At 55.4% G+C, this 16,489-nt stretch carries 19 protein-coding genes; 13 read left to right on the forward strand and 6 right to left on the reverse strand.

Annotated features, from left to right (window positions below; all coding sequences use genetic code 11):
- Nucleotides 1-205: 205 nt before the first annotated feature.
- From AC1D11_RS11620 to AC1D11_RS11675, 12 genes are all read left to right on the forward strand, one after another.
- Complete coding sequence (locus tag AC1D11_RS11620) at nt 206-493, forward strand: hypothetical protein (protein ID WP_477651402.1); 288 nt, start codon at nt 206-208, stop codon at nt 491-493.
- A gap of 901 nt (nt 494-1,394) precedes the next feature.
- Complete coding sequence (locus AC1D11_RS11625; RefSeq protein ID WP_477650069.1) at nt 1,395-1,889, forward strand: hypothetical protein; 495 nt, start codon at nt 1,395-1,397, stop codon at nt 1,887-1,889.
- A gap of 72 nt (nt 1,890-1,961) precedes the next feature.
- On the forward strand, nt 1,962-2,723 hold the full coding sequence (locus tag AC1D11_RS11630; RefSeq protein ID WP_477650068.1) for a hypothetical protein: 762 nt from the start codon (nt 1,962-1,964) through the stop codon (nt 2,721-2,723).
- Between the two features lie 603 nt (nt 2,724-3,326).
- On the forward strand, nt 3,327-4,043 hold the full coding sequence (locus AC1D11_RS11635) for a C40 family peptidase (RefSeq protein ID WP_477650067.1): 717 nt from the start codon (nt 3,327-3,329) through the stop codon (nt 4,041-4,043).
- 17 nt (nt 4,044-4,060) lie between these two features.
- Entirely contained in the window at nt 4,061-4,516 is a 456-nt protein-coding gene (locus AC1D11_RS11640; protein WP_477650066.1) for a hypothetical protein, read from the forward strand.
- Between the two features lie 489 nt (nt 4,517-5,005).
- Nucleotides 5,006-5,230 carry a hypothetical protein gene (locus tag AC1D11_RS11645; protein ID WP_477650065.1) on the forward strand — a complete coding sequence of 75 codons (225 nt, stop codon included), beginning with the start codon at nt 5,006-5,008 and terminating at the stop codon, nt 5,228-5,230.
- Nucleotides 5,231-5,240: 10 nt separating this feature from the next.
- Complete coding sequence (locus AC1D11_RS11650) at nt 5,241-5,873, forward strand: prolyl hydroxylase family protein (RefSeq protein WP_477650064.1); 633 nt, start codon at nt 5,241-5,243, stop codon at nt 5,871-5,873.
- A 19-nt stretch (nt 5,874-5,892) separates the two neighbouring features.
- A complete protein-coding gene (locus tag AC1D11_RS11655) occupies nt 5,893-6,492 on the forward strand; it encodes a hypothetical protein (RefSeq protein WP_477651390.1) in 600 nt (199 codons plus the stop codon).
- Nucleotides 6,493-7,518: 1,026 nt separating this feature from the next.
- Nucleotides 7,519-8,238, forward strand: a complete 720-nt coding sequence (locus AC1D11_RS11660; RefSeq protein ID WP_477650062.1) for an FRG domain-containing protein — start codon at nt 7,519-7,521, stop codon at nt 8,236-8,238.
- An 11-nt stretch (nt 8,239-8,249) separates the two neighbouring features.
- Nucleotides 8,250-8,756, forward strand: coding sequence for a YfbU family protein (locus AC1D11_RS11665; protein ID WP_477651446.1), 507 nt, complete (start codon nt 8,250-8,252; stop codon nt 8,754-8,756).
- A 488-nt stretch (nt 8,757-9,244) separates the two neighbouring features.
- On the forward strand, nt 9,245-10,012 hold the full coding sequence (locus tag AC1D11_RS11670; protein WP_477651213.1) for a TraB/GumN family protein: 768 nt from the start codon (nt 9,245-9,247) through the stop codon (nt 10,010-10,012).
- A 164-nt stretch (nt 10,013-10,176) separates the two neighbouring features.
- Entirely contained in the window at nt 10,177-10,485 is a 309-nt protein-coding gene (locus AC1D11_RS11675) for an I78 family peptidase inhibitor (RefSeq protein ID WP_477651214.1), read from the forward strand.
- Nucleotides 10,486-10,505: 20 nt separating this feature from the next.
- Here AC1D11_RS11675 and AC1D11_RS11680 read toward each other — a convergent pair whose 3' ends face one another.
- From AC1D11_RS11680 to AC1D11_RS11705, 6 genes are all read right to left on the reverse strand, one after another.
- The gene (locus tag AC1D11_RS11680) at nt 10,506-10,733 is read right to left on the reverse strand and encodes a hypothetical protein (protein ID WP_477651215.1); all 228 of its coding nucleotides are present in this window, start codon (nt 10,731-10,733) and stop codon (nt 10,506-10,508) included.
- A gap of 115 nt (nt 10,734-10,848) precedes the next feature.
- Complete coding sequence (hemW, locus tag AC1D11_RS11685; protein ID WP_477649614.1) at nt 10,849-12,039, reverse strand: radical SAM family heme chaperone HemW; 1,191 nt, start codon at nt 12,037-12,039, stop codon at nt 10,849-10,851.
- Between the two features lie 14 nt (nt 12,040-12,053).
- On the reverse strand, nt 12,054-12,662 hold the full coding sequence (locus AC1D11_RS11690) for a non-canonical purine NTP pyrophosphatase (protein ID WP_477649613.1): 609 nt from the start codon (nt 12,660-12,662) through the stop codon (nt 12,054-12,056).
- Nucleotides 12,663-12,707: 45 nt separating this feature from the next.
- The gene (gene rph / locus AC1D11_RS11695; protein ID WP_477649612.1) at nt 12,708-13,436 is read right to left on the reverse strand and encodes a ribonuclease PH; all 729 of its coding nucleotides are present in this window, start codon (nt 13,434-13,436) and stop codon (nt 12,708-12,710) included.
- A gap of 129 nt (nt 13,437-13,565) precedes the next feature.
- Nucleotides 13,566-14,468 (reverse strand): PP2C family protein-serine/threonine phosphatase, encoded by a 903-nt coding sequence (locus AC1D11_RS11700; protein WP_477649611.1) that lies wholly within the window; start codon nt 14,466-14,468, stop codon nt 13,566-13,568.
- Entirely contained in the window at nt 14,465-15,472 is a 1,008-nt protein-coding gene (locus tag AC1D11_RS11705) for a serine/threonine protein kinase (protein WP_457282180.1), read from the reverse strand. Before AC1D11_RS11705 ends, AC1D11_RS11700 begins: the two co-directional genes overlap by 4 nt.
- Before the next feature lie 70 nt (nt 15,473-15,542).
- On the opposite strand from AC1D11_RS11705, the gene AC1D11_RS11710 reads away from it, so the two are divergent.
- Nucleotides 15,543-16,460, forward strand: coding sequence for a YicC/YloC family endoribonuclease (locus tag AC1D11_RS11710; protein WP_457282181.1), 918 nt, complete (start codon nt 15,543-15,545; stop codon nt 16,458-16,460).
- Nucleotides 16,461-16,489: the final 29 nt, after the last annotated feature.

The following is a 16,489-nucleotide window of genomic DNA, read 5'->3' on the forward strand; positions in this document are numbered from 1 at the left end:
CACGCGTTATGGGCCGTAGGCACCCTCTTGTCGTGCTGGTAGCTCAACAAGAAAAAAACGGGATGACCCGGTTGTCGCTATGAAACCTTGGGTCTGCGGGCTGATCTGCGCGGCCCTTATCGTTGTTGGCGCTGTCGTGACGCTTGCCATAACGCTTTGGTAGGCTACTTCGTCATCGGCCCTAAACGGGCATAGGATCAGTATCGTGAAACGTTGGTGGCACAGCCCTTATTTTTCCCTGATTGGCAACATTGCCGGACTTTGCCTCGCGCTTATTCTGGGATGGGTTTGCCTCGATGCGATGCTCACTGGCGAAATCAAGTTCAGTAAAGCCAATCGATGGATTCGATTGGAAAGCGAGCCAACTGTGTTTTGGCTCGCTTTCTGGTTTCAATTTGCCTTGGCGGTTTTCGTTGTTGCGGTGACTCCCAGATCAATACGCAAAGACATTCGTGCCATCCGGGAAAGTCGGGCGCAGTCCAAGAATACTTGATGACAGCTTTGGACTCATTGCAGTCTTCTGTAGCCCGTAATGGATCAAAATTTATGAACCGCGCTCCTCACGCTTGATCCGCTGTTTGACCGCCAGCCTGCGCATTTCCCAGCATCAGCCAGGTACTGATGCCGGCAACGACAGTGGACCAGAAGTAGACGGCACGGCCGGACTATGCGGCTTCTATCCTGTGGAAAGAACGAGGCAGAGCCCTGACATGTGACACCCCACAGATCACGATGGCGTTGCAAAACATCGCCATGACCGGGAGCCGACCGCTGCGAATTGCCATTCCGACCGGGATATCAGGTGCGATACCATGCCCTAGGTGAAGGGGATGAGCGTTATGCAACTTGTCGGAATCGTGTTGGCGATTGGTATTGGACTCGTGAGTTGGCCGGCAGCACTAGCACTGGGTGGATGGGGTTCTCCATTACGCGCTCTTGATTCACTTTTACTCTGGGCTCCCATAGTTGGCGCGGCAGCACCAATCGCTTTACTCTTATTTGTGAAAGGGGCAAAGGCATCCGGGGCGTGGGTGGTGGCGTTGGCTCCGCTTCTCGGTGTGCTGAACGTACTTTGGAGTGTCGACTTCTATACGGCTTACCTTGGATCCAGTCTTCTCTCGTCCGACCCAATCCCATGGACATTCGTGGTCTATTCTGCAATGTGGCTTCTGCCCTGGTTGTATGTGATCACTGCATTGAGCAAAAGAAGACTGTCCACATGAGCATGGTGCAGTATTCCGGGACATACAGCTATGCGCATGGCGCCGAGCAGATTGTTTTTGCGAATGACGGAGCAACGTTGCGAACTGAGATTCGAAGAATTCATAAACGACTGAGATTTAACGACGCAGACGCGTTGGTAGTCCGGTCACTTTGACGTTAGGCTCCAGAACATGCGACCCGGCACCGCCGTCCTTCTTGCCTTTCTTATAGTACTCCTGTCGATCGGCGCGTTCGTGGGTCTCGAGCTGGCAAGCATTCCCAAACTAGTGCCGTACAAGCTCCTCAACTTGGTCGGCATCGTGTATGGATTGCTAGGTCTGTTGGTTCTCTCTGAACTTGTCGCACCCACTGAGCGAATAAAAGCATTTTTGGTTCATTGGGTAGCTGGCGGCGTTCTCTGGGCCAGTACAGTAATCCCGCTGGGTGGGCTTATTGGTGCCGCTGTAGGCCACGAGTTGCCATCTGCCGGAAGCGCTGGCAAGTTCTTCGGAACATTTCTAGCCTATTCGCTGGGAGTTCTAACTCTTCTGGAGGTCACAGTGGTTAACCCAGAGGCCAAGTGGCTTAGGTTTGTGGCAACCCGCCATCAGTTTTTTGGACTAGTGCTGCTGCTCTCAAGTGCGGTCGCACAACTGGCTGCCGCATTTCAGGATCTGTACTCGTAAACCTAACCAGTCATTCCAGCGGATTGCCTGCCGCAGCCGCTGAATATCAGTATTAGGCGCCTCACGAATCCCATGGAGTTTCAACAAAAACAAGCTCTAGATATCGCTGAGGCGTCAGGGTACCTCCCGCATATTCGCGCGATCGCTCAGAGCGCCACAGCTGCGCTGTGGTGGTCCCGCGCTTCTTTGCCTATAGGGAGCGCCGTACTCCACAACGGAACACTTTGCGCAATAAACACGGGTGAGAAGACAATCTGCGTAACGGCAGGCCATGTGTACAGCAAGTACCTTGAGCACAAAAGAGCATTCGCCGACATCGAGTGCCAGGTCGGCAGTGTTCGAGTCAATCTTGAAGACTATCTAATCGATCACAACACCAGCCTAGACCTTGCGACCTTTGAAATATCGCCCATTCTCTTGGCGAGTTCTCGTGTTTCCGCTCACGGAGTACTGCAGTGGCCTCCTACGCAACTTCTAGAGTCGGAGATCGTGATCCTTGGTGGGTATCCTGGAAGGCTTCGCATCGAGCAATCAGGCAAACTGGGAACGCCGTTTGTGTCATTCATAGCCCGGGTCGCTCAGGCATCTACTGATCATTCGGCGATCCAACTGAATCTTGAGGACTCATATTGGCCTGACGGTTCTGGCGGGCTTGCGCCCCAATCCGAGCTAGGTGGCATGAGTGGCGGTCCGCTATTCCGATACCGGTCTGAAAACCTTGAATATCTTGAACTCGCCGGCTTCATCTACGAGGCTAGTGCATCGTATGGCATTCTTTTTGCCAGACATGCATCTTGCATTGATGGAGCTGGGCGAATTGCAAGCGACTCCTAACCCTTCCATCGACGCGGACGCCGTATTGGCAGGCTTCGCCAACGTATTGGCAGCCGGTCTCCAGCCTTAGTGTTCTGGGAAAAATCTCGCATAGCGCGTTAGCTCGTGTAAAGCACGCACCGCCTCACTTTCTTCGACTGGTCCCATTGCCCTCGGCCCGCCAGGCTTAGAACCTCGACGCATCGGGACGTGTAATCCTGCCCGGGTACGTACAGGCACAGGCCTGGCGCCCGCCGCCGACATGACACCCAGCGCAGCGACTGGCACCCAAGGCAAAGGCGCGGCCGGGTTACGAGGAGCGATGGTCAAACACAACGGAACCGGTTGTTTAGTCTGTGCTCGTCTATATGGAGGAGGCGGTTGGCAGACTGTCTACCTAGAATTGGTTTGCGGGGTTTGGTCTTTTTCTTATCGAGCTGAACGAAACTCAAAATAGACAATATGTCTTGTTAATAACAAGCACTTGGCGGATTTTCGGCGGCCAGGTTAAACCGCAGACCTTGCGGTATACATTACGTTAGCCGTCTTAGGGAGTTCCTTGTGCGCTATCTTCGCCTCGACATGCTGCATACAGGTGACGTACTCCTGGTCAAGAGTCCAGGCATGGGAAGCAACCTCATAGCGAAGGCGACCGGCGGCCCATACTCGCACGCCGCGCTCTATGCCGGCGACTTTCGCTTGTTTGAGGCTCTGACAACCGGAGTGGCGTACACAAGCCTTCCGCTGGTGAAGGTCGAGGTGCATGACGATGGTTCTTGGCATCAGTTTTGCGATATCACAGCATACGACCGTATCGAGGTATTTCGCGTACCGGAGAGTTCGCGTCCCAGCGACTATGGGTCAGACGCGTTCAAAGGAAAATTCTCTGACATTCTCTGGAAATACAACGGCCTGGACTATTCGAAACTCAATAGGCTCGCTAAAGCCGCCGCAATTGGTCGCGCGTTGCCCAAGGTTTCGGCCGCCGTCATGCACGTCCTGGGCGCGGCAGCGCTAGGTGATTCGCGCAAGGAATTGCCTGGTCCGTTCTGCTCTGAACTTGTTGTAGAAGCGCTAACCAAAGCGGGCTTCGACTTGTTGAAGGAAAGGCGGGACGCCAGCGCCGTTTCGCCGTCCGATCTCTCCGATCTATCGGTCACAACACTGGCGTTAGTGGATGGATGTTTTGACGAAATCAATGACTCGATCCCCGCTGATATTGAGAAGCAAAGAATGATTGAGAACCTTCCGTGGCCCGCCAGTAGCGACGTCGGCGGATCAAAGGCGCAGTCAAAGCGCATCAATGACTACGTTGATCGCTATACGCCGAAAGACGACTAGGCGTCAAAGAAATAGCCATGGCTCGAACGGACGACATGCTCTTTTTAGAAACCGACGGCGCGTGCGCGTGCTGCGGACTCAAGGATATTCGGGCGTTGACCATTCATCACATGGTCCAGTCCAGCCCCAAGGATGAGAGTTACGACAACAAGCTTGTGCTGTGCCATAACTGTCATCAGCGTCACCATCTAGGCAAAGGCCCCTCGGAGGAGGAGTTAAGAGTTATCAAACGGCGTCTGATCCTTAAAACGCTGACCACCCATGGGGCCAATGCGATGAAACAGGCGTATCGCCATGATGGTGTGGTTGCGATGCCATTCTTGGTAAATCATCTTGTCGAGTTCGGCTACATGCGCCAAGGTGAGGCAATCCGATTCGACACGGCGGACAACGGTGTTGAAGTAGTAACAGACGCCTCATACACACTGACAGCAGACGGTCGTAGTCTCATGGAGAAGTGGGACCTACGGTGAGTACTGACGCCCAACAAGTGCTTGCAGTGAACGTCCTCGCCCTCGGCGAGGCCACCTCTGAAGCTGAGCTGTTGAATTCCGTCGAAATCTGACCCAGTTATGGAGTGACCCCCTCGGACTGGACCACGGTGCTCACTCCAATAACCGGGACGGGGTCTTGCGGGGGGATTCAGCAGCGACCGGGGTAGCGCGGTTTTTTCACAGGGGTAGGCCTGGCGCCCGCAGCCGACGTGACACAAAGCAAAGCGACTGGCACCCAAAGGTGCAGCCGGGCCGGGTTAGGGGTGGTGATGGTCAAACACAACGGAATCGGCTGTTTGACCGGTACTCGTCCATATGGAGGAGGCGGTTAGTAAACCATCTACCTAGAATGAAATTGCGAGATTGGTTCTCGGTTTTTTCGAGCTGAATGAAGCTGGAAACGGATGAAGAGTTTTTCGTTATGCCCCCAAACGAGCCGCGTGGCTCATCAATCGAAGGAGAGAAACAATGTCCGATCAATCAAACCTCGACGCGCAAATGGCGGAGTTGAGGATGAAGCTGAAGACCAATCGAATGTTCTCGATCGAGTTGCTTGGGGCTATTTCACAAGTCTGCAGGCAAAACAATGTCACCCTTAGCAATGATCTGATTGGCCGTCTTGTGCTGGCTCGGCAAGATGAACTTGTTCAAGGCTTGAGTGTCCCGGAGTTGCCAGGCGGTACAAACTGCTAGTAGTCGAGGCATGCAACTACCCCAATACAGACAGTTAGGTCCGGGCGTGCTTTCACTGCATGCTTTGGATCGACATGACTGCGAGGCGATGATTGAGGAGGCAGAGTCGGGTGAGTGGACGCAAGCTGAGATCACAAACTACGACGATAGAGGCATGTTTACCCAGTACGTTGATCTCAAATCACGCAATGTTCAAGTAAAAGGGCCGGCGAAGATTCCTGACTTGTGCCAAATGTTTTCGGAAATTCTGACCAAGCGAGGCTTACTCGTCATCCACAACCATTGGGGCATAACGGACCTTCGGCTCAGTGGGCCACAGCTCGCCAAGTATGAGCCTGGCAGCCACATACGAGCTCACAATGACACTGCTACTGAGTTCTCGTCGAGGTGTGTTTCCGCGCTTTTGTACCTCAATGAAGAGTATGAAGGGGGCAGTTTGCTTTTCCCACGTCTAGGCTTAGAGCACAAGCCTGCGACCGGAGAGCTTGTTCTTTTTCCATCAGAATACCTTCACGCGGTTACTCCAGTAGTCTCAGGAGTTCGGTACTGTTTCGTCGGCTTTTATCTTGCCGAAGCCTTCGGAAATTGGGTTGAAAGGATGCATAACCTTTCGTTCCAGCCGACGGCTTCCGGCCGCAACTGAACACAACGTTAGACCGCAAATGCCAAGTCCCGAGCAGATCGTGAAGGACCAGTTCGCGAAGATCTTCGAATCCGGCGACTGGACTCTCTTCAAGGAAGTCGCGGAGGCCAACCTCCTAGAAGCAGCAAAGCTGAAGAAGGCTGCCTTCCCGCATGTCCGTCCCAAGCTCCAGTTGCTTATGCGGAATGCTCGCAAGCGCCTTTTGATTGGCGTGGGGATTGAGTTGCTTCTGAAGTCCATCTACTTAAAGCAGGGCTATGCCATCAATCAGCCGAAGAACGGTGTCGTGGGCTTGCAATTCCCGTTCAAGCTGATTGACGTGCATGCGAATGACTTGGATTCAAATCAGACCTACACTCTTGCAAGACTAATAGACAAACTCGGAAAGGTCGTCATTTTGGACGACGCCAAGGCTATCGACGAGGGCCTCCGAATCGCAAAAGTGTTTCGGAACAAGGAGGGGCACGTGGTGACGGCTACGCATAAGTTCGAGCCTGGAAACTACAAGACGGTCGCCACCTCGCTCGTCCTGATGTACGACGAGGTCTTTGAGCGGGAACTGGCAGTGAACTTCTCGCTCGCGCCAAATGAGAAAGGCGAGTGGCGAGTTGCGGTCTAACTTTACGTTAGAGGACAAGGACAACTACGTGGCAGCGCAAACGTGGCACAAAGCCTGGGTCCGGGAGAAGTGCGACATTGCGGGCCGACTTGCCCGAGGCGAGGCAGGCGGTGGCTATGCTGAGGCCGCTATCTTGCTCTGCGCTGCCCTGAGCGCGTTGGCGGCCGAAGCATGGCCGGGTCCAGGTAAGGACAGGGTACGCTTCGTTGAATTGCTCGTTCGCCTAGGCAAGTTCCGAAACCTCTGCACGACTATCAGCGTTCCGCTCCTCGTTCAAGCACTTGAGCTACAGGGCCGCAGACCTGACGCAGTGGCTCTCCGACGAGCAACGTCGCTGCCGGACTCAGCTCGCATACTCGTCGGACCGGAGGTGGATCGCTCTGAAGCAGAGGTGTTGGCAGTCTGCCCTTCATTTGATCCTGTGTTTTTGCGAACGTTCTCGTATGGGGCGTTGCTGTATCAGGAAATCCGCTCCTCCTATGCTCACGAGTACAGGCCGGGAGCGTCCGCCAACTCAGCGCCCATGACCGCGGCTCCAGACCAGGCTGTGAGCTATGTGAATCAGCTCAGAGAGCCAACATTCACATGCATTGATAGAAGCATCCACTTTCATGTGCCTTGGCTACGCGAGTTAGCGCGTGATTTGGCTGACGCTGTAGACGCCGCGAACCTTCCACAGATGGAGCCAGCCGTTTGATGGGTCAAAGGAGGGTAGGTAAGCGCGGAGACTCAGCGGCGACGGGGGCAGCGCGGTTTTTTCACAGCGGTAGGGCTGGCGCCCGCAGCCGACGTGACACCAAGCGCAGCTACTGGCACCCAAGGGTGCAGCCGGGCCGGTTTATGGGGAACTCTCCGCGCATAAAAATAAATCAGCTTCTGTATTTGCATTACTTCAATTTGAGGAGGTAATTGGCAGTTCGGACACCTAGAATGATCTGGTTAGCCAATTAGAGATGAAGAAGCATGATGCGTGCGGCGTCAGCCACATCGCCTATGTCACTCGCGATAAGAACATGAGGGGAAACAATGTCTGCCTGGACCAATTTTCTTGACGAAGTTAGAGAGGCCGAGCGAAATCTCGGAAGCCCGCCGGAGCCGTGGTACAGGGGACACACTAATCACAGCTGGCAACTAGTGCCAAGCCTACCAAGAGAATCGAACTGGGAAATAAAGGAGAAACAGCTGTTCTTCGAATTCAGTCGGACGGCATCTCGCCTCTTCGAGAAACGAACGAGCGATTGGGAAACGCTCTTCGACATGCAACATTATTGGGTACCTACGCGCCTACTTGATTGGACTACCGTGCTGGGTGTGGCCATCGCATTCATTCTCCACGGCGACTACTCAGACACGGAGGACAGCGCACTGTTTGTCCTAGATCCGATTGCACTTAATCGGCTCAGTGGACGTCCCGAAGTGATTAACATTCCAGAAGACAAAGGGTTCGACTACAAGACTATCTACTGGGAAAATCGCCCTTTCCAAATCGAACGACCATTAGCGGTCCGTCCAAGTCAACAGATCAGTGACCGGCTCCGAGCACAGCAGGGGACCTTTACCGTATACGGTACTGGTGCGGCCATGTTCGAAGTGGCTCCTACTACCAACTGCTTCCGAAAAATCATCCTTCCTGCAGCTGCAAAAGCTGAAGCACGTGAATTTTTGAGATGGGCAAATCTCGACGAATACACAATCTATCCTGATATCGTCGGGATGGCACATCACATTAAGCGCAAGATTCTCTAAGGATCAGTACTATGGAACTTAATAAACGAGATAGATTACTACTTATCAACCAATACAAGATTCTCGCCAGCCTTAACAAGGATGAAGCGGATCACTATCAGGAATTGATCAGCATTCTTGAGAATGGGTATGCAGTTTTCTACTCACAGTTTGATGAAGGGGTATGGGACGACATGTCACAAGAGGATGGTCAATTCGTCCTAAATATCTTGGATCTTTATCGCGCTATTGAAGATGTTAAACGCTCCACAAAGGACAAGCAGTTACTCCTTCACGCTTACTCCTTCTTCCGTGGTTTTGACGGAAATAATGAAACGGGTCACATGAGCTTTTGCCGTTTTCTGATAGAGACGCAAGGGAAATTCCAAGAGCAGCAACAGTACCTCTTAAAGAACGATAACTTAAATAGTCACATGCCAATGATCGATAAGTACAGCCGCATGTTGGACATGGCCAAAACGCTTCCGCATATATGGACAATGAATCCAGAGCAAGCTCTTACTGTTCTGGACGCTTAGAGTTCGTTCAAAACAAAGGAGGTCGAGGACAGTCGAACTCGACCGCCGATGAAGTTGCTTAGCTTAGACTTGAATGCCCCGGCTTTAGAACCCTGTAAATTGACCGTTTCACGCTTGAGGGGTGGGCGTTAAAAATCGCTGCAAGCGAATCCATGGTGTATCGGTTCGACTGACTGAATGAATAACGGTACGGAGAGATGAGTTCGATTTATGACCAACTATGAACTAGACAAAGACAATTCATTGTGGGTGAAAGGGTGGGGAGTATTTCGAAATAACCCATGGCATTTTGATCAATTATTTCCAACTAAATCTGAAGCAGAAGCTAGACGCAATCAGCTAGGTCAAACTTATGTTGTGGAATTTGGGTCTCGTCGATTAGCCACAGATGATTTCGTCGTTTCCTCGCCAACGGAATAATCTTTGGATTCAGACATGCGACGCTATTGCAAGCGGTCGCTTTAAATATCTCGCCAGGAGGCGTAAATATGCTTTGGCACGTTACTAACACGAGCCTCCACATCCTGGGATCGATTCACTTGACGGATGAGCCATTGCTCCTAAGCGAGAAAATGACTACGGCGGTGGACCGTGCGGAAGTTCTGGCGTTTGAAGCGAATCTGGATGCACCGCCTGATCCTCTCATCGGTAGATACAAGCGCGGTATTCGCCTAAGCAACAGTATTGCTGAGGATCTTTTTCGTGAGACCGTTAGTTTGTGGGATCAATTTCAATTTGATCGAGATGAACTTGAAAGCCTTCAGCCGTGGTTGGCTGCTACTCGGTTGACGAATGCCCTCGCACAACAGCACGGTCTTAAGTACGATGACGGCATCGATCGAAAGATATTCAACCAAGGCAAGCGCTTACGCAAAAAACACTTTTTCCTAGAATCAGTGAATGTTTTTTCAAACATCATGAGTCAATCGCCTCTTATAGAACAGGAGCGATACCTTGCCCTAATCGTGCGGGAGCCAAAGGAAGAAATGCAGCGTATACGACAAATGGTTGCAGCGTGGAAAGCTCAAAGGCCAGACGATTTGACCCCCATAGTCGAAAGAGAACTTAAGCTTCTTCCAAGCATCTTTGCAACTGGCGTTGATGGTCGAAACAGGAATTGGCTTCCCCAGTTATTGCGCCTAGTGCGAAGTGGAAAGGATACTGTAGTGATAGTTGGAGCTCTACACATGATAGGTCCGGGAAACCTCTCGGATTTGCTTCTGGATCACGGTTTCTCTTGTGTTCGGTGTACTTAGTCTCTGAGGGAACACCACCATTTCAGCGCAGGCTCGAGTGATCTGGTTTGAGTACTCAATAGATCGTGCGCTTCACGCCAATTGATTCAGCATTCAACTCAACCCCCACATGCGACAGAGTGCCATGGGATAAGCTTTAAAAGCTTCAACGAAAGGACCTTGCCATGCGCACGCTTTCCCCCAACGCTCTTGCACTTGCCTTCTCTACAGCTCTGTCCGCCTGCGCAGGAGGCCCTGCTGTATCAACGCCGGCATCTGCGCCGCCAAGCGGACCTTGCAACGCCGCACCAGCCCAATTCGCCGTGGGCCGCAATGTGAGCGCAGCGCTTCAAGAAGAAGCCCGCACACGCGCCGGCACCAAAGCCGTCCGGGTGCTGAAGCCCGGGCAGATCGTGACGATGGAGTTCAATGCTGATCGGCTGAGCCTGACTGTGGATGATGCTGGGCGCGTTACGCACGTCAGCTGCGGCTAGAAAAACCGCCGTGAAGCCAGTCAGCGCTTGCGGCTTTTGGCTTCTTCTTTTTCCAACTGCTGAAGCTGCCGCTTGCGCTTGGCCTTGTTGAGGGACTCGGGTTCTGGGGGGCGGTTGCGCAATGCTTCGGCTTCGCGTGCCTGCAGTTTTTCTTTGCGCTTTTTGTCGCGAAAGTGCACAAACAGCCGGCCCAGCGCGAAGCTGACGGCGCAGCTGATAACCAGAAAAATGACGGCTGGTGTTTCCATAGATCTTGTAGACGGGATGTTGCGTTGACGTTGACGTTGACGTTGACGTTGACGTTGACGTTGGCGTTGGCGTTGGCGTTGGCGTTGGCGTTGGTGTGCGGCGTTGACGTGGGCGCTAGTCGGCCAAAAACAATGTCTGCAGGTCGTTCAAAAAATCAAAGCCGCGCTCGGTGGGTTTGATGCGTATGAAGTCTCGCTCGATCAGGCCCTTGCGCTCGGCTTCTTCGAGGCCTCGCTGGATGGCGGTGACTGGCAGGCCGGTTTTTTCGGTGAAGTCTTGCAGCTTGAAACCGTCGCGCAGGCGCAAGGCGTTGAGCATGAATTCGAACGGCAGGTCGGCGCGGCTGACTTCTGTTTCTTGCGTGACGGCTTCGCCGGCCAGGGCCTTTTCCATATAGAGCTTGGGCTCACGGTAACGCACCTGGCGGACCACACGGTGGGCAAAGCTGAGCTTGCTGTGGGCGCCGGCGCCTATGCCGAGGTAGTCGCCAAACTGCCAGTAGTTGAGATTGTGAAAGCAGCGATGGCCGGGCTTGGCGTAGGCGGACACTTCATAGCGCTGCAACCCGGCGGCCTGCGTGATCTCGGTGATTTTGTCGAGCATGGCGTAGGCAGTGTCTTCTTCAGGCACTACGGGCGGAAATTTGGCGAAGTAGGTGTTGGGCTCGATGGTGAGGTGGTAAATCGAGATGTGGGGCGGCTGCAGCGCCAGCGCCTGCCGCATGTCCTGCTCCAGGCTTTCCATGGTCTGGCCGGGCAGCGCGTACATGATGTCGAGGTTGAAGGTGTCGAAGGCTTGTGCGGCTTCTTCTACCGCGGCGATGGCCTGGGCGCGGTCGTGCACGCGGCCGAGGGCTTTGAGGTGCTTGTCGTCAAAGCTCTGCACACCGACGGACAGGCGCGTGACGCCGGCGCTGCGAAAGGCCTTGAAGCGGTCTTTTTCAAAAGTGCCGGGGTTGGCTTCGAGCGTGATTTCGCAGTCGGCTTCCAGCCTGAGGCGTGCGCGGATGTCGGCGAGCAGGCGGTCTATGGCCTGGGGTGAAAACAGGCTGGGTGTGCCGCCGCCAATAAAAATACTGTGCACCATGCGACCCCAGATCAGGGGCAGCGCTGCCTCCAGGTCGGCCACCACGGCGTCGATGTAGCGCTGCTCTGGCATTTCACCGGCGACCTCGTGCGAATTAAAGTCGCAGTAAGGGCATTTCTTGAGGCACCAGGGCAGGTGCACGTACAGCGACAGCGGCGGCAACGCGGCCAGCTGCAGCGTGCCGCTGCGCATGTAGTGCTGGATGTCTTGCTGGGCCATGAGAGGAAGAGTGGTTACAGCCAACGCTCGCGCATGAGTTCGATCATTTGCTGTGCGGCCTTGCCGCGGTGGCTGTTGGCGTTTTTGACTTCAACAGGCAGCTGCGCGAAAGTTTGGCCGAACTCGGGGATGTACATCACAGGGTCAAAGCCGAAGCCGTTGCTGCCGGCGGGTACCGGTGCGATTTCTCCGGCCACGCGGCCTGAGGCGATCAGTGGCTCCGGGTCTTCTGCAGACCGGACCGCCACCAGGGTGCTGACCAGTGCCGCGCGGCGCTGGGCGGGCTGCGTCAGGCCGGCCATCTGCTCGAGCAAAGCCTTGACGTTGTTGTCGTCGCCCTTGGCATAGCCAAACTGCGTGGCGTAAAACGCGGTGTCCACGCCGGGCAGGCCGCCGAAAGCGTCTACGCACAAGCCGGCGTCGTCGGCCAGCGCGGGCAGGCCACTGAGGCGCGACGCCTGGCGGGCTTTGGCGAGTGCGTTTTCCACAAAGGTGCGAAAGGGCTCGTCAGCCTCCGGCAGGCCCAGCTCGGCCTGGCTGACCAGCGTCAGGCCCAGAGGGAGGAACATGGCCTTGAGCTCGGCAAGTTTGCCCTGGTTGTTGGATGCCAGTACGATTTTCATAAACAAAAATGGCTCTAAGCCAATGAGATCGGGCGCGAGCAGCTATTAATTTGATAGCGACTGTTTCTGCATGCCGACCAGCTCGACGATGCCTTTTTCGGCCAGCACCAGCAGTGCGTCCATTTCCTTGCGCGAGAATGCCGCGCCTTCGGCAGTGCCCTGCACTTCCACATAGTTGCCGGCGCCGGTCATGACGACGTTCATGTCGGTATCACAGGCGAAGTCTTCGGTGTATTCGAGGTCCAACAGGGGCGTGCCCTGCACAATGCCGACCGAGATTGCGGCCACGTGGTCGATGATGGGCGTTTGCTGGAGCTTGCCGCTGGCGAGCAGGGTGTTGACGGCGTCTTGTGCGGCCACAAAAGCGCCGGTGATGCTGGCAGTGCGGGTGCCGCCGTCGGCCTGGATGACGTCGCAATCGAGATGGATGGTGCGCTCGCCGAGTTTCTTGAGGTCAAACACCGACCGCATCGACCGGCCGATGAGACGCTGGATTTCCTGGGTGCGGCCGCTTTGCTTGCCTCGGGCGGCTTCGCGGTCGCCGCGGGTGTGCGTGGCGCGGGGCAGCATGCCGTATTCGGCGGTGACCCAGCCTTCGCCGCTGCCCTTTTTATGGCCGGGCACTTTTTCTTCAACGGAGGCGGTACACAGCACCTTGGTGCCACCGAACTCGATCAACACCGAACCTTCGGCGTAGGCTGTGTAGTGGCGGGTAATGCGCACGGGGCGCAGGGCGTCGGCCGCACGCGCGCCGCTTCGTTCAAACTGACTCATGGTGGATGGCTTTCTGGCAAGGCGCCGAACTAAATGGCGGAATTGAAGGGAATGGAACTGGAATGGAGCGGGAACGGGAACAGCAAGCGGCGCCGAAGGCGCAGCCACCGAAACGGCTAACCCGGGGTATCAGGCTTTTCTTGCGGCCGAGCGGCGAATGGCTTCGTTGATTTCAGCGATGGAACGTTCAATGGTCGCTTCGTCAAGGTCGTCCACCACGGTATCCAGCACGCCGGCCTGGATGGTCGAGGCGAAAACGCCGTCCATGATGCTGTCGGTAGACACGCCCCGGGTGGACTCGAAGGCATCGGGCGTTTCCCACTCCATGGCCAGCACGGTGACGTTGTCGCTGTGCTCGCCGCCGGTGCGCAAGGCATTTTCGACCAGATCGGGGACGGCATCGGAAACGCCTTTGCTGGCCAGCTGGCGGACAATTTCCGCGTCGCTCAGGCTGCCCCAGAGGCCGTCGGAGCACAGCAGCAGCTTGTCGCCCTGCTGCAGGGTCACGGGCCCGGCAACGTCAAAAACAGGTTTTGTCGGAGAACCGAGGCAGGTAAACAGAATGTTGCGGTTGATGCGTTCGAGCTTGATGACGCCGGCGCTTTGCTGTTCCAGGTAGGAGTGGTCGCGGGTGCGCGTCAGCAGTTCGCCGTCGCGCACCACATACAGGCGTGAATCGCCGCAATGGACCCAGGTGGCTCCAGTGCCCTGCAAAATCGCAGCGACCAGCGTGGTGCGGGGCGTGTCGAGCATGCCTTTTTCGCTGGCGTAGCGAATGATCTGGTGATGCGCCGCCATCAGCGCGGTGGAAAGAAACTCGGTGGTGTCTTCAATGACGGGACGCGCTTCTTTCTGGTACAGCGCGGAAATGGTCTGTAGCGCAAGCTGCGCCGCCACTTCGCCTTCAGGATGGCCGCCCATGCCGTCTGCCAGCACAAACAGGCCCGACTCTCGCGTGTAGCAATAGCCCATGCGGTCTTCGTTCTTCTCGCGCCCGCCTTTTCGGCTTACCTGAAAGACTGAGAATTTCATTTGAATTTAGTCGCGTAGCCAGTGGCTTTGCGCGCTGTTTTTTTCGTGTCAGACACCATGTTGTCAAACTGAAGGCGAACCTTTTCGCTGACGGTGAGTTTGGTGTAACGACGCTCACCTTCCCTGCTCAATTCTTTTTGTAATGCAAATACCGACTGGGGCCGTGACAAGGGGTCAAGGGACATGCACCACTCTACAACTTCAATCAGGTTGTCGGAATACACGCCACGCAAACGGGACAGGGCCAGCGACAAACGGTCCTTTTCAAGGCGTTGCGGCGCATCATTGGGGGGATAGCCCTGCATGGTGGCGTAAATGCAGGCACCGATCGCGTAAATATCGGTCCAGGGGCCCATGGAAGAGTCCCGGCGGTACATTTCGGGCGCGGCAAAACCGGGGGTGTACATGGGGCGGATGAAGTTGCCTTCCTTGCTCAGCACTTCCCGGGCTGCCCCGAAGTCGATCATGACGGCACGGTTGTCGTCGGTAATGAAAATGTTGGCAGGCTTGATGTCCAGGTGGAGCATCTTGTGCTGGTGCACGATGCGCAATCCGCGAAGGATTTCGTCGAAAAGCGAACGAATGGTTGACTCGCGGAAGACCTTCTGCTTTTTCAGCTCACGGGCCGTGATGATGAAATCCTGCAGGGTTCCGCCCTCCAGGTAGTTCATGACCATGTAAACAGTCTCGTTTTCACGGAAGAAATTCAGCACACTGACAACGGAGCCGTGTGAAATCTGGGCCAGCGAACGGCCTTCTTCGAAGAAACTTTTGAGTCCCAGGCGGTACAGCGAGAGTTTTTCAGCCTGAACCTGCGGAAGCAATTCCCCCGGGGCGCGGCCAGCCAGGGACGACGGCAGGTACTCCTTGATGGCAACCTGCTGGCCCTCGTTGTCGACGGCCAAGTAAACTACGCCAAAGCCACCGGCTGAAAGCTTTCGCACAACACGATAGCCACCAATCACGGTGTCGGGCGGCAATGGTGCGGGCTTGACCTTTGACATAATTTGGGATGAGCCAGAATGACTTGGTCAGTCTGGGTCTTGTTCTCTCTCTAGTAAAGCGTATTTTTAAATGTCAGTTTACAGCATGACGGGTTATGCAGCCGTGCAATCGAGCATGGCGCAATCCGCCCCGGAAACTGAATCGGGCGCGGATGCCAGCTCCCGTCTGGGCGTCGAAATACGCTCCGTCAACAGCCGGTTTCTTGATTTGGCGTTCCGCCTGCCCGACGAATTGAGGCAGGCCGAGCCCGCATTGCGCGAATTGCTCACCGGCAAGCTCAAGCGCGGCAAGGTGGAAGTGCGGGTTTCGCTGGAAAGTACCTCGGCCAGCACCCTGCGCGCGCCGTCTTCAGCCACCCTGCAACGGCTCGGGTCGCTGGAGGACAGCATCAAATCCTGGCTGCCGCAGGCACCCGCGCTCAGCGTGGCGGATATTCTGCGGATCGCCACCAATGAGGACAAAAAACCACATGACTACAGCGATGAGCTGCTCAAGCTGGCCAAAAAAGCCTTGAAAGAGCTGATGGCGGCCCGCGAACGCGAAGGCGCCCGGCTGGCCGACATGCTGCTTGACCGCACGGGACAGCTGCGTGCGCTGGCAGCGCTGGCGGTGCCCATGGTGCCCAAACTGGTTGAGCAGCAGAAAACCCGCTTCCTGGAACGCTGGAAAGAAGCCATGGCGCTGTCGGACGGCGCCACGCTGCCGGAAGTTGCACAGGACCGGGCGCTGACAGAGGCGACAGCCTTTGCCATCCGCATTGACGTCGCGGAAGAAATCACCCGCCTCTCTTCGCACCTGGATGAGATTGACCGCCTTCTGGCAAACGGCGGGGAACTGGGCAAACGCCTGGATTTCCTGATCCAGGAGCTGCACCGCGAAGCCAATACACTGGGCTCCAAATCGGCGTCCCTCGAGCTGACACGCATTTCTGTCGACATGAAAGTGCTTATAGAGCAGATCCGTGAGCAGGTCCAGAACGTCGAATAGCCCGCCCCCTAGCCTAAAACACCAAAATT

It is taken from the genome of Polaromonas sp. P1_E11, assembly GCF_056405995.1.

Coding starts and splice junctions, on each gene's coding strand:
- AC1D11_RS11625 (WP_477650069.1), top strand. CDS start 1,395: ATGCGACCCGGCACCGCCGTCCTTCTTGCCTTTCTTATAGTACTCCTG.
- AC1D11_RS11630 (WP_477650068.1), top strand. CDS start 1,962: ATGGAGTTTCAACAAAAACAAGCTCTAGATATCGCTGAGGCGTCAGGG.
- AC1D11_RS11635 (WP_477650067.1), top strand. CDS start 3,327: ATGGGAAGCAACCTCATAGCGAAGGCGACCGGCGGCCCATACTCGCAC.
- AC1D11_RS11640 (WP_477650066.1), top strand. CDS start 4,061: ATGGCTCGAACGGACGACATGCTCTTTTTAGAAACCGACGGCGCGTGC.
- AC1D11_RS11645 (WP_477650065.1), top strand. CDS start 5,006: ATGTCCGATCAATCAAACCTCGACGCGCAAATGGCGGAGTTGAGGATG.
- AC1D11_RS11650 (WP_477650064.1), top strand. CDS start 5,241: ATGCAACTACCCCAATACAGACAGTTAGGTCCGGGCGTGCTTTCACTG.
- AC1D11_RS11655 (WP_477651390.1), top strand. CDS start 5,893: ATGCCAAGTCCCGAGCAGATCGTGAAGGACCAGTTCGCGAAGATCTTC.
- AC1D11_RS11660 (WP_477650062.1), top strand. CDS start 7,519: ATGTCTGCCTGGACCAATTTTCTTGACGAAGTTAGAGAGGCCGAGCGA.
- AC1D11_RS11665 (WP_477651446.1), top strand. CDS start 8,250: ATGGAACTTAATAAACGAGATAGATTACTACTTATCAACCAATACAAG.
- AC1D11_RS11670 (WP_477651213.1), top strand. CDS start 9,245: ATGCTTTGGCACGTTACTAACACGAGCCTCCACATCCTGGGATCGATT.
- AC1D11_RS11675 (WP_477651214.1), top strand. CDS start 10,177: ATGCGCACGCTTTCCCCCAACGCTCTTGCACTTGCCTTCTCTACAGCT.
- AC1D11_RS11680 (WP_477651215.1), bottom strand. CDS start 10,733: ATGGAAACACCAGCCGTCATTTTTCTGGTTATCAGCTGCGCCGTCAGC.
- hemW (WP_477649614.1), bottom strand. CDS start 12,039: ATGGCCCAGCAAGACATCCAGCACTACATGCGCAGCGGCACGCTGCAG.
- AC1D11_RS11690 (WP_477649613.1), bottom strand. CDS start 12,662: ATGAAAATCGTACTGGCATCCAACAACCAGGGCAAACTTGCCGAGCTC.
- rph (WP_477649612.1), bottom strand. CDS start 13,436: ATGAGTCAGTTTGAACGAAGCGGCGCGCGTGCGGCCGACGCCCTGCGC.
- AC1D11_RS11700 (WP_477649611.1), bottom strand. CDS start 14,468: ATGAAATTCTCAGTCTTTCAGGTAAGCCGAAAAGGCGGGCGCGAGAAG.
- AC1D11_RS11705 (WP_457282180.1), bottom strand. CDS start 15,472: ATGTCAAAGGTCAAGCCCGCACCATTGCCGCCCGACACCGTGATTGGT.
- AC1D11_RS11710 (WP_457282181.1), top strand. CDS start 15,543: ATGTCAGTTTACAGCATGACGGGTTATGCAGCCGTGCAATCGAGCATG.